The sequence below is a fragment of the Streptomyces sp. NPDC028331 genome, assembly GCF_055565775.1.
Genome location: NZ_JBVHTR010000013.1, coordinates 173,527 through 185,420 on the forward strand (window position 1 = coordinate 173,527; position 11,894 = coordinate 185,420).

Below are 11,894 nucleotides of genomic sequence, written 5' to 3' on the forward strand. Positions count from 1 at the left end.
CCGGCACCGTGGAGGTGCCGGCCCTCTGCCGTTGCCGTACGGTTCGCTACTGCTGCGTCCAGCCGGGCGGTACGGCGCCCTGCTGCGGCTGGTTCTGCGGCGCGTCCTGGCCCGGGGCCGGCTGCTGCTGCCAGCCCTGGCCGGGGCCGGGCTGGTGCGGGGGCTGCTGCCAGCCCTGGCCGGGGCCCGGCTGCTGCTGCGGTGGCGCCCCCCAACCCTGTCCCGGCTGGGGTGCCCCGCCGGGCTGGCCGTAGGGCTGCTGGGGCTGCTGCGGGGGCGCGTACCCCTGCGGGGCCTGCTGGAAGTGCAGGTTCGGGTTGCCGAAGCCCTGCTGCGTGCGGGCGATGTCCTCGGCGACGAGGGCGGCGAGGTCGAAGTAGGCCTCGCGGGTCTTGGGACGCATCATGTCGAGGTCCACCTCGGCGCCTGCCGCGAGGTGTTCGTCGAAGGGGATCACGACGACACCGCGGCAGCGGGTCTCGAAGTGCGCGACGATGTCCTCCACCTTGATCATCTTGCCCGTCTCGCGGACACCGGAGATCACGGTGACCGACCGCTGGACGAGATCCGCGAATCCGTTCGCCGACAGCCAGTCCAGAGTGGTCGAGGCGCTGCTGGCACCGTCCACCGAAGGGGTGGAGATGATGATCAACTGGTCGGCGAGGTCCAGGACCCCGCGCATCGCGCTGTAGAGCAGACCGGTACCCGAGTCCGTGAGGATGATCGGGTACTGCCGGCCCAGCACGTCGAGCGCGGCACGGTAGTCCTGGTCGTTGAAGGTGGTGGAGACCGCCGGGTCCACGTCGTTGGCGATGATCTCGAGCCCCGACGGGGCCTGCGAGGTGAAGCGGCGGATGTCCATGTAGCTGTTCAGCCGCGGGATCTCCTGGACCAGGTCGCGGATGGTGGCGCCCGTCTCGCGCCGCACCCGTCGGCCGAGGGTGCCGGCGTCCGGGTTGGCGTCGATCGCCAGGATCTTGTCCTGACGCTCGGTGGCGAGCGTGGCGCCGAGCGACATGGTCGTCGTGGTCTTGCCGACACCGCCCTTGAGGCTGATCACCGCGATCCGGTAGCAGGACATCACCGGTGTGCGGATCAGCTCCAGCTTCCGCTGCCGCTCGGCCTCCTCCTTCTTGGCGCCGAACTTGAAGCGGGACGGGCCCGTGTTGTTCTTGCGCGCCTTGGGCTGATGGCGCAGCAGCCGGTCCGAGGAGAGCTCCACGGCGGCGTTGTAGCCGAGCGGGGTGCCGGGCGCGGCCTGTTGCTGCGGGGGCGCACCCGGGCCCGCCTGGGGGCCGACCGGGGCGGTCCAGCCCTGGTTGCCGTAGGCGGCGGGCGGGGCGGCGGGAGGCTGCTGGGGCGCCTGCTGCTGCGGCAGCGGCTGCACCGGAGGCTGACCCGGCTGCTGGGCCGGGGGCTGCTGGTGGGGCGCCGGCTGCTGCGGCGGGGCGGGCTGCGGGTAGCCGTAGCCGGGCTGCTGGGGCGGGTAACCGTAACCGACCGGCCCGGGCTGCTGCTGCGGGAGCGGCTGAGCGGGCGGCAGGGGGTAGCCGTAACCGCCGGCCTGCGGCTGCGGCTGCGGGGGCTGGGGCGCCTGCCGCGGGTCCGCCGGTGCGGGCTGACCGGTCTGCGCCGGGTACGCGGGAGCCTGCGGCGGGTACGCGGGAGCCTGGGCCGGGCCGAACGTGCCCTGCGGGGGCGTCGGGTGCCCGGGCTGCCCGGGCTGCGGCGGGGCGGGCGGCTGCGGGTAGCCGTATCCGGCGGCCTGCGCCGCGGCGGCAGCCGCCTGCTGGTCCGGCTGCCCTGCCTGCTGCGGCATCCCCGGAACGGGGTGCGCGGGCACATAACCCTGCGGCAGCGGCGGCAGCTCGTGGTCGGCCTGGGGCGCGGCGGGGACCTGCGCGGGGGGCGGCCCCTGCGGCTGCTGCCCCTGCGCGGCAGGCATCGGGCCGGGAGCGGTGGGCGTCGGCCCGGTCCCGGCCTCCGCCTCCGCCTCGGCTTCCGGCTCCGCTTCCCCGGTCGCTGACGGGGCATCGGCATCAGTCCCCGCGGCGGATCCCGCATCGGACCGGCCGTCCGCCGTCTCGGCGCCCTCCGCACCGGACACGGACCCGGCGGAGTCACCCGACTCGGCGTCAGCGCTCGGCTCCTCCTCCGGCTCCTCGTCGTCGTCGGCTCCGCCGAACAGCTTCGCCGCCTCGGCGTCGGCGGCGGCATGGTTGAGCTCCGGCGTCGGCTGCTCGGGCGTCGCCTGCTCGGGCGTCACCTGCTCGGGCGCCGCCTGCGCCGGGGCAGGCGGCTGGGGCACGGCCGCCGGGGCAGCGGTCCGGGGCGGCTCGGCCTGGGCGTCCTCGTCGACGGGACGCAGCACGGGGAAGCCGGGCGCGGGCGGCTGGGCCGGCGCCTGCTGCTGCGGCTGCCCGAAGCCGCCCGACGTGTCCGGGCCCGTCTGGGGTGCGCCCGCTCCCGACTGCTGGGGGTATCCGTAGCCGCCCGGCGCCGCCGCACCTCCCGCCGCCTGGGGGGTGCCGGGAGCGGACTGCTGCTGCGGAAAGCCGTAGCCACCCGTACCGTGCTGGTTCGCGCCGGGCGCGCCCGGCGCGGGCTGCTGCGGTACACCCTGGGCGTACGGCTGCACCGGTGCGGGAGCCTGCGGCGGGCGGACGCCCGGTGGTCCGGTGGGCGGCCCCACGGGCGGACCGACGGGCGGTCCGGGCGGCGGAGGAGGCGGCGACTGCCCGGTGTCGGCCTGTCCGCCGGCCGCGGAGCCACCCTGCGTGCTTTGGGCGTACCAGGCGGGAGGGGTGTAGACGATCTCGAACTCGCCGGTGAGATCGACCTCTTGATCGTCCCCGTCCGAGGACGGGCTGCCGCCGTTGTACTCGGACCGATCGCTGTTCACTGCTTGCCTCCTGGTCAGCCGCTGCTGCTGAGTTGGTCGTCGTCGCGGCCGGGCGGACCGAGTGGCGATTCCCACGCGGCTGCGATCGTCACCGCATCACCAGAAGAGACTAATCACTAGGGTCGCGGTACGGAAAAGTGACTGTCGACGCGATCGGTCGGCACCGTGGGCACGGGGACGACGAGGTGTCAGTCCGTACGGAAATGTGCCCCGTCGGTGCGATCGTCGCCCCCGCGCTGCCGGGGGCGACGCGGTGTCAGTCCCCACCGGGGCCGCCCGCCGGCGTGACCGGCCGCCACCGTCCCTCCCGGGGACGACGAGGTTCCGGTCCGTATGCGTGAGGGCCCCCGGCGCGCTCGTCGCCCCCGTGCTGCCGGAGGCGACGACCTCTCAGTCCATGCGCCGGGCCACGCCGAGAAGGCCCGTCTCCGCATCGGTGGGTTCGGTCATGACGAACTTGTGGTGCTTGCGGGTGCACCACAGGGCGACGCCGTCGTAAAGGGTCGGCAGCATCTGGAGATGCTCGTCCGGGATCCCCAGGGTGTCGCGCACGATCTCCGTCTCCTGGGGCGAGATGCGCTGGATCCCGACCAGTTGGGCCTGAGCCAGCCAGCGCGGCGCGTGCTCGCCCACGAACGGCAGCACCGTCACCACGGCCTGCCACGGCAGCGAGGTGACCCGCCCGCGGGGCGGACGCACACCACAGTCCCGGATCAGCACCACCGGACTCGAGACGGACGGACCCTGCGCGGGCACCCGTCCCACCGGATAGACCGTCACACACTGCTGGCCGCCGCCCGCCACCTGGGCCAACTGCTGCCACGCCTGCGGACGGCCCGTCTCGACGCCCACCCGCGCTCCCGTCGCGGCGGCCCGCAGCGCCAGCACCTGGGCCAGCCAGAGTCCGCCCACCAGGACGACGTCGAAGGGTGTGGGGCGGGACAGGCCGAGCACGGCCGGCTGCGACTCCGGGTCGGTGCCGATGATCACGCCGTCGTCGCCGAGGGGCATGCTGACGGCCGCGAGCTCGTCCACGGTGACGACATGACGGTTGCGGCGCGGCCCGCGCAGCCCGAAACCCGGGCTGAAGATGCGCCGTTGCTCCAGCGGCGTCTCCGGCTGCCGGACGATGGGGATCATGCCGGTGTCGGTGGGCGAGGCGACGTGCGCCGGAGTACGTCCGGAGGCCCGGCCGTGCTGCCGCGGGTCCGTGGCGGTGGCGGGGTGGGACATCAGTACGTACCTCCGAGCGGCAGAGTGGCGAGGGCTCCGGGGACCTGCTCCCGGTCGAGGCGGACCAGACCGACCTTCGCGGCACTCGCGGCCCGCTCCAACTCACGTTGCACCTGGGCCAGTTCGCTGTCGCCACGGGCGGTGACGCGGATGTGCCCGGTGAGGGAGACACCCCGGCTGCCGGCCTTGCCCAGCGTCAGGCTGAACGTCGTGGCGAGAACCGGAAGCGAGGTGAACCGCGTGATCAGCTCCGGCAGCGCCACACCACCGTTGCCCAACTGCGGCCAGCGGGAGACCCAGTACGTGGTGTGCCACCGGTCGTCGACCCGCCAGGTCCGCACCGACTCGACCGTACGCCGCTGCGGCGCGCGCCCGTCCTGAGCGTGCTGCGCGTTGGCCCGCGGGTTCAGACAACTGGACGTCGCCAGCGCCTGCACCAGTTCCGTCTCGTCCAGAATGGTCGCCTGGAACCCGGCCCCGGCCAGTCGGCTCGCGAGCTGGTCCGCCACCCGCAGCAGCGCACGCTGCGCCCCGGGAACGCCGTCTCCGCGGGCCTGAACCGCCTCCGGGCACAGTTCCGGGTCGAGCTTGAGGGCGACCCAGGTCAGCCGCAGCGCGGGCGAACCGGTCTGCGCCTGCAGGGGGCCGTACGACCGTGCGGCGACGGACTGCTGGGGCAGATGCGGCGCGGGCGCCGGCTGGGTGTGCTGCACGACCTGGGCGGAGGCCAGACGGATCCCGTCGACCTCCATCGCCTCCTGGACCAGGTGGAGCGGAAGCTGCCGTCCCGCCGACTCGGGACGCAGCGGCCGGTCTCCCGGCTGCACGAAGAGCACGGCGGTCAGGAAGGTGCCGTCGCCGATCATGCCGATCGAGCGATCGTCACGGGACACGAAGCGGTACGTCCGCAGGGCCGGGTCGCACTCGACGGTGGGGGCCAGCATCGGGTCGGTGCCGGGCGGGACGGGCGTCTTGGCCTCGCGCTGACGGCGCCTGAGCGCGCGCGTCGTCTCGTACCACTCGGGCAGCGGGCGGCGGCCCCGGCGCAGGACCGCCAGGAGCAGCAGCAGCGCCGCCACCCCACCGGCCGGAGCCAGCAGCCAGGACGCGTCGGCGGCCCAGGCGGCGAGCATGACGGCCGCCGCGAGCTCCACGAGGATGAGCTGCTGCAACCGCAGCGGGCCCATTCCGCCCGGGCTGGGCAGCATGCGCGGCGACGCGGCGGCGGGAGCCGGAGCCGGCCCGCGTCTGCGGCCCGGACCGTCCTGTTGCTGCTGTGCGCGGCCTCCGCGCCGAGTGCTCGTAGCGCTGGTCATCCCCCGGGACATCCCTTTCGCGAAGTAGTGGCCGTTTCGTCGGACGGAGATCCTCTGTCGGAGATCCCCGCGACGGGCCAGGGGCACCGATGGCCCACATCATCCATGCGAGTGGCTCACGGTACCCGCTGCCGCACACGAGGGGACACAGGGGACACCGAAACCCCAGGTGGCCAGCCTTTCACGGACCGGCCCCCGATGGGGGAGCGCGGTGGTGAGGGTCTGTGAAGATGCGGGGGCCGCCGACCACCTGATGACCCGTCGTCTCGCGGCACAGGGCATAGTAAGGGCCTGCTCGGCCGAAGCGGCCTTTCGCGCGGGCACCGCGCGTCGAGCACCTCGAACATCACGCGTCGAGCACGTCGAGCACGTCGACAACATCGGGCATCACACAACGGGAGACCTGGGGACCATGGCAAAGCGTCGGGATGAGCTCGCCGCCTATACGTTCGCCCGCAAGCGCACCGTCGCGGCGTTCCTGGCGCCGTCGCCGGGCGGTTCCGACGAAGGGGCACCGCGTCCCATGCAGACGGTGATGCCCAGCCTCGCGATGGGCGTCGTGCTGGTGGTGGGCTTCATCGCCTGGGGCGTCATCAAGCCGTCGGCGCCCGCGGGCTGGGACACGCCCGGCGAGTACATCATCGTCGACAGCGACTCCACGACGCGCTACGTCGTCCTCAAGGACAAGTCGACGAACGGCAAGGAGATCCCGACGCTCCACCCCGTCCTCAACTACGCCTCCGCCAAGCTCCTCCTCGACAAGGGCAAGGGCAGCGTCATCGAGGTCCCCGGCAAGGAGATCGACAAGAGCGGCATCCCGCACGGGGCGACCCTCGGCATCCCGTACGCCCCCGACCGGCTGCCCGCCGCCGCCGATGCCGAGAAGGCGAAGACCTGGGCGGTGTGCGAGCGGCCCGCCCCCGGATCGGACGGCGGCATCGACCGTGCCGTCTTCGTCCTCGACGCCGACGACGCGAAGGCGCTGGGGAACCAGGGCAAGGTCGACGCCAACGAGGCCCTGTACGTCGTCGACCCCAAGACCTCGCGGGAGTACCTGGTCGACGGCAAGGGCAACGCCTTCCTGCTGGGCGGCCCGTCGAACCTCGACAACACCACCATGGAGCAGTTGCGCGCCGCCGTCATCGGCACCACGGCCAAGGCGCAGCCGGTGAGCCAGCAGTGGCTGCACACCCTCAACGAAGGCGGCGTCATCACCTTCCCGCAGGTCCCCTCCGCCGGGCAGACCACCTCGGTCTCCGGACTTCCCCAGGAGGCGCGGACGGTGGGCCGGGTGCTCAAGGCACAGGACGCGCAGGGCACCCAGTACTACGTCGTCCTGCGGGACCGGGTCGCCGCCGTCACGCCCTTCGTGGCCAACCTGATCAAGAGCTCGCCGTCCGCCAAGCTGGCGTACGGGACGGACCCGATCACCGACATCCGGGTCGACACCCCGGACGTCATCGCCGCCAACGGCGGCCAGGCGGACACCTTCTACGCGGACAAGGGCTGGCCCCAGAGCGTGCCCCGGCAGGCCAACCCCGCGGCGACGGCGACCGGCGAGGCCCGCACCACCTCGTGCAGCGTCTACAACGGCACCATCGGCGAGGACAGGAAGCCGCAACTCGCCACGTGGGCCGGGACGGCCTACCCCAAGAAGGTCGTCGCCGACTCGCTGAACGCCTACGTCTCCTCCGGCTCCGGGCTCCTCTTCCAGGAGGTCACGGGGACGGCGCAGGGCGGCGGTGCGACGTACCTGCTGACGGACACGGGCCTGCGCTACTCGCTGCCGTCGAACAACGACAGCACCGCGGCGGGCAATGGCGGCACCGGCTCGTCCGCGTCCTCGGACGGGACGAGTTCCTCGTCGGGCGGGGCGAGCGAGACGGACAAGGCGCGCACACGGCTGGGCTACGAGAAGGTGTCCAACCCCGCGGTCGTGCCGCAGTCCTGGGCTACGTTCATCCCCAAGGGACCGACCCTGGACACCGGCAGCGCGGCACAGCCGCAGAGCCAGTGACAGGCCAACTGGCCGAAAACGGGCGGTACTTGACGGCAGTGGATCACAGGATCATCGCTCAAGTGTGTGAACCCTGTAACTCATTGCCCTTGCTTGTGGATGTGTGACAGGCGGACGATAGAGTGCTTTCAGCGCTCACGGATGGGCCGCTTCTCCGGGGTACTTGTGCAGGTTTCCCGGATCAACGACGACATGGGGGAAGGTTCAACATGGCCGGCCAGTTCCGGGTAACAGAAGACGAACTGACCAAGCTCTCCGGCGACATCAACACCGTGAACGGTCAGCTGCAGGGCGAGATCCGCCGTCTCAACGGCGTGATCGACCAGATCGCGGGCGGCTGGCAGGGCCAGGCGGCCCAGTCGTACCACCAGCTGCAGGAACGCTGGAACGCGGACGCGAAGAGGATGAGCGACATCCTCAACGACATCAAGGAAGCCGTGGACTCCACGCGGAGCAACTACTCCGCCTCGGAAGAGCAGCAGAACTCCGAGATCAGCAAGATCATGTCCGACTTCGGCTGAGCCGAACGTACGCGACTCGACTCTTCCTGCTCTCCAGCACTCTTCACCACGTTCCACGGGTGTCACCGGTTGCCGCCGTTTGCGACCGATTGTCACCGATTTCCTTCGACTCTTCCTGAAAGGGAACGACGATGTCGGGCATCCTCGTCAATTACGCCACGATCACCAACGCGTCCTCGGACGTGCGCTCCACCGCCGGTCGCATCAAGCAGCAGCTCGACGACCTCGAGGCCGCGGTCAAGCGCGTCGCCAACACCTGGGAGGGCGAGGCGCAGGAGGGCTACCAGCGCAAGCAGCGCGAGTGGGACAAGACCGCCGCGGACCTGCACGCCACGCTGCTGAAGATCGCCGCCGCGCTGCAGAACGCGGCCGAGAACTACCAGGCCACCGAGAAGAGCAACGCCTCGACCTGGGGCTGAGCCGTCGGCGGCCCGAGGGGACATGACATGAGGAGATTCGGCCCAGCCGACGCCACGGCGTCCGCTGGGCCGAGCCCTTGTCCGGGGCCGCGCGCGGCAGAGCCCGCGAATTCCCACACGCGTTGGCACATCCTTCACACGTACACGACCCAGCTTCGAAGGAAGCAAGGAAGCCCTGGGGGCCTGAACATGGGGGGCCTGGCAGCCCTTTCGCGTAGTAGCCGCGACAGTGGAACCCGCCCACTGCAGCGGGCCTTCGGCGTGCTCGCGGCCGCGGGAATCTGCCTCGCACCGGGCACACCGGCGCTGGCGGTCTCTGCGCTGTCGGTCCCGGCACCGGCCGTTCCGGCGCCGGTCGGGGCGGCGGTTCCCACCCACCTCACCGACTCGGATCCCGGCTCCGGCGACACGACCACCACCGAATGCACGTTCGGCGGCCCCGTCATCAAGTCGACGCCGTGGTCCCTCCAACGGATCCTCCTGGACCAACTGCGCGCACAGGCGACGGGCAAGGGCGTCACGGTCGCGGTGATCGACACCGGCGTCGACGACTCCAACCCGCAACTGCGCGGCGCGATGGCCCCGGGCGGCGGCGACTTCGTCGGATCCACGGACGGCACCCAGGACCTCGAGGGCCACGGCACCCGGGTCGCGGGCATCATCGCCGCCCGCCCCCTGAAGGGCACCGGCTTCGTGGGCCTGGCCCCCGACGCCAAGATCCTCTCCTTCCGCTACACGGGCGCGCAGGACAAACAGGGCAACTCGCGCACCATGTCCGCCGCGATCCGCGCCGCGGTCGCCAAGGGTGCGAAGATCATCAACATCTCCTCGGACACCGCCGACAAGCAGGACAACACGGAACTGCGGAACGCCGTCGCGGCCGCCGTGAACTCGGGGGCCCTGGTCGTGGCGGCCGCCGGCAACGACGGAGCCGACGGCAAGTCCGCGGACACCTACCCGGCCTCGTACCCGGGCGTCCTGGCGGTGGCGGCCTCCGACCGCAACGACGAACGCGCCTTCTTCTCGCAGGCGGGCGACTTCGTGGACGTCGCGGCACCGGGCGTCGGCATGGTCTCCACGGTCCCCAAGGGCGGCCAGTGCACCGCCGACGGCACCAGCTTCGCGGCCCCGTACGTCGCGGGCGTCGCCGCCCTGCTGAAGGAGAAGCACCCGAACTGGACGGCGGCCCAGATCGCCACCCGCATCGAACAGACGGCCCAACGCCCGGGCCGCGGCCCCAACCGCTTCATCGGCTGGGGCGTCGTCGACCCGGTCGCCGCACTGTCGGACGACTCGACACCGGGCTCGTCCCCGACCCCGGATCCGGTGATGAAGGCCGGGTCCGGCGAAGTCATTCCGATGGCGGTGACGATGGGCGAGAGCGAGGCGGAACGGCAACGCCGGATCGCCGTTTACGTACTGGGCGTGGGCCTGCTGCTGGTGGGCGTGGCTGCGGGGAGCGGGGTGGCTGTGCGGGATTGGCGGAGCAAGCGGGGCGGCACGGTCGGCCGGTCCGGACACGTCGGCCGGACTGGGCTGTCGGGCTAGGCGATGACTTGGGCGCCGAGAGGCCGGCGCCGACAACTTGGAAAAACAGGGGAGAGGACAACGGGGTATGAGCAACGGAATGCGGGTCGATCTGAGCGCGCTGGATGAGGTCATCCGGAAGCTCTGGTCGCTGCTGGACGACATGGACAAAGCGGGGCAGACGTCGCGGTACAACACGGAGATCCCGATGGACGCCTTCGGGAACACCTGCACGTTCCTGGAAGCGGGCGATCTCCACGCTGCCCATATGGATGCAAAGACTCAGCTTGAGAGGGCGATCCAGGGGCTTCACGGCTTGATCGACAGGTTCAGCACGAGCACCTCCAAGGTGAAGGACAAGTACACCGAGCAGGAGTACGCGACCAAGCAGCAAATGGGTGGTAATGCCGGGGGCTCGAGCGGTAGCTGGGCGAAGTAGACCGATCGAGGATCACCTACAGAGGGGAAGCGTTCAAAATGGCCGGTGACAAAGAGCTGCCAAAGCCAGTCATTGAGCAAGAGACGTGCATCGCTGGACGTCCCAAGACCAAGACTCAGTTCATTGACTACTCGCTCAAAGAGCTCAAGCAGATGCTCGAGGGCACCAATCCAGGGGCGATCGAGGAGGTCGGCCGACACTGGAGCAAGGTCAACGAAATTCTTGCCGCTGGCGAGGGAGGTGGGATCGCAGGCCTGCTCGACAAAGCGGTCGACAACGTTCTGGAGCACTGGGAGGGCGAAGCAGCCAGGAGTTTCGAGAAGAAGGCGCGCGAAATCGCACAGAGCATCCGAAACACCGCCTGGCATGCGGATCTCAACAGCTCCCAGATGACCGATGCCGCGCACCAGCTTCGTACGTACAAGGAACAACTGGACGCTATCCACGAGCCAAGCACCCTGGACAAGGTCGGCGACGCTCTCAGCGACTGGCAATGGGACGACGGCCAAGCGGTAGCCAGCGATCTCAATGCCGGCAAGCTGACCGCTGCTCAGATCGCTCAGAAGGACGAGGGAAAGATCGGCGCCAGCCGGCAAGCTCAGCTCAACGGTGTCTCCGTCATGGAGAATCTGGGCGCTCAGTACGCGCGGATCACGCGCAACTTGAAGAACAACCAGGTAAAGGACAGCGGCGACGGCAACGTTGGGGAGCCCAACAGGCAGGTGGAGTACCCGCCGCCAGTCACTCCAGGTGTCGCTGGCGTGTCCCGACCTAGCGCTGCGGGATCTGGCAATAAGCCGTGGAGCGCAGGCCCCACCACCACCATCAAGCCAGCCCCCACGGTGCCCCGTGAGAACGGCATCACGGGGGGAATGCAACTCCCCCCGGGCGGAACGCAACTCCCGACTGCCAGGACAAACGTGGACAGCATTGCCCCCGGTCTGACTGGGCCAGCCCCTAGCGCGGGTCCTGTGGGAGTGGGAGGCGGTGGCGCCGGTATCGGAATCGGCGGGACTCAGAGCCCAGGCATCATGGCTGCTGCAGGAGAAGTCGGTGTCGGCGGCACTGCTGCTGCGCGTGGTGCCATCGGAGGTGTGGGTGCTCGCGGTGGTATGACGGGTGGCGGTGCGGCAGTAGGTCGTGGTGTCGGTGGCCGGGCCGGCATGGGTGGCATGGGCGGCGGAGCCGGTGCGACTGGACGAGGTGGCGCTGGGATCGGTGGCCGCGGAGCGCTTGCGAAGGCTCGCGGCGGTGTGGTCGGCGCAGCCAAGGGAGTCGGCAAGGGCGCTGGCGGCGGTGCGGGTCTGCACGGCAGCCGCGGCGGAACCATGGCCGGTGGCGCAGGCGGCCGCAAGGGACGACGGTCCGAAGAAGAGAACAGCCGGGGGGAGCGTCCCGACTACCTGGTCGAGGACGAAGAAACCTGGATCTCGGAAGAAGATCGCAACCGGAACGTACCGCGGACGATCGAGTAGGTACATGGGCGAGCCGCACGGAAGAGCGTGCGGCTCGCCCGTATG

General features: G+C 70.8%; 9 protein-coding genes. 6 read left to right on the forward strand and 3 right to left on the reverse strand.

Going from position 1 to position 11,894, the window contains the following annotated elements:
* Positions 1-46: 46 nt before the first annotated feature.
* The 3 genes from ACZ4SW_RS20810 to eccE form a co-directional block, all read right to left on the reverse strand.
* Entirely contained in the window at positions 47-2,902 is a 2,856-nt protein-coding gene (locus tag ACZ4SW_RS20810) for an SCO5717 family growth-regulating ATPase (RefSeq protein ID WP_468245590.1), read from the reverse strand.
* A 390-nt stretch (positions 2,903-3,292) separates the two neighbouring features.
* Positions 3,293-4,135: a hypothetical protein gene (locus tag ACZ4SW_RS20815; protein WP_468245595.1), complete on the reverse strand. Its 843-nt coding sequence runs from the start codon at positions 4,133-4,135 to the stop codon at positions 3,293-3,295.
* Positions 4,135-5,451, reverse strand: coding sequence for a type VII secretion protein EccE (eccE, locus tag ACZ4SW_RS20820; protein WP_468245599.1), 1,317 nt, complete (start codon positions 5,449-5,451; stop codon positions 4,135-4,137). The genes ACZ4SW_RS20815 and eccE overlap by 1 nt, the downstream gene beginning before the upstream one ends.
* 412 nt (positions 5,452-5,863) lie before the next feature.
* Here eccE and eccB point away from each other — a divergent pair, with 412 nt between their 5' ends.
* The 6 genes from eccB to ACZ4SW_RS20850 all read left to right on the forward strand — a co-directional run bounded on the left by eccB (position 5,864) and on the right by ACZ4SW_RS20850 (position 11,849).
* On the forward strand, positions 5,864-7,468 hold the full coding sequence (eccB, locus tag ACZ4SW_RS20825) for a type VII secretion protein EccB (RefSeq protein WP_468245604.1): 1,605 nt from the start codon (positions 5,864-5,866) through the stop codon (positions 7,466-7,468).
* A gap of 209 nt (positions 7,469-7,677) precedes the next feature.
* A complete protein-coding gene (locus tag ACZ4SW_RS20830) occupies positions 7,678-7,989 on the forward strand; it encodes a WXG100 family type VII secretion target (RefSeq protein WP_103843682.1) in 312 nt (103 codons plus the stop codon).
* Positions 7,990-8,120: 131 nt separating this feature from the next.
* Positions 8,121-8,408, forward strand: coding sequence for a WXG100 family type VII secretion target (locus ACZ4SW_RS20835; protein ID WP_388570391.1), 288 nt, complete (start codon positions 8,121-8,123; stop codon positions 8,406-8,408).
* A gap of 189 nt (positions 8,409-8,597) precedes the next feature.
* A complete protein-coding gene (gene mycP, locus ACZ4SW_RS20840; protein ID WP_468245611.1) occupies positions 8,598-9,956 on the forward strand; it encodes a type VII secretion-associated serine protease mycosin in 1,359 nt (452 codons plus the stop codon).
* A gap of 67 nt (positions 9,957-10,023) precedes the next feature.
* Positions 10,024-10,374, forward strand: coding sequence for a hypothetical protein (locus tag ACZ4SW_RS20845; RefSeq protein WP_468245615.1), 351 nt, complete (start codon positions 10,024-10,026; stop codon positions 10,372-10,374).
* Positions 10,375-10,412: 38 nt separating this feature from the next.
* Entirely contained in the window at positions 10,413-11,849 is a 1,437-nt protein-coding gene (locus ACZ4SW_RS20850; protein ID WP_468245620.1) for a hypothetical protein, read from the forward strand.
* The last annotated feature ends 45 nt before the right edge of the window (positions 11,850-11,894 follow it).

What these genes read in the sequence shown, in the direction of transcription:
- ACZ4SW_RS20815 (WP_468245595.1), bottom strand. Translation starts at nt 4,135, where the DNA reads ATGTCCCACCCCGCCACCGCCACGGACCCGCGGCAGCACGGCCGGGCC.
- eccE (WP_468245599.1), bottom strand. Translation starts at nt 5,451, where the DNA reads ATGACCAGCGCTACGAGCACTCGGCGCGGAGGCCGCGCACAGCAGCAA.
- eccB (WP_468245604.1), top strand. Translation starts at nt 5,864, where the DNA reads ATGGCAAAGCGTCGGGATGAGCTCGCCGCCTATACGTTCGCCCGCAAG.
- ACZ4SW_RS20830 (WP_103843682.1), top strand. Translation starts at nt 7,678, where the DNA reads ATGGCCGGCCAGTTCCGGGTAACAGAAGACGAACTGACCAAGCTCTCC.
- ACZ4SW_RS20835 (WP_388570391.1), top strand. Translation starts at nt 8,121, where the DNA reads ATGTCGGGCATCCTCGTCAATTACGCCACGATCACCAACGCGTCCTCG.
- mycP (WP_468245611.1), top strand. Translation starts at nt 8,598, where the DNA reads ATGGGGGGCCTGGCAGCCCTTTCGCGTAGTAGCCGCGACAGTGGAACC.
- ACZ4SW_RS20845 (WP_468245615.1), top strand. Translation starts at nt 10,024, where the DNA reads ATGAGCAACGGAATGCGGGTCGATCTGAGCGCGCTGGATGAGGTCATC.
- ACZ4SW_RS20850 (WP_468245620.1), top strand. Translation starts at nt 10,413, where the DNA reads ATGGCCGGTGACAAAGAGCTGCCAAAGCCAGTCATTGAGCAAGAGACG.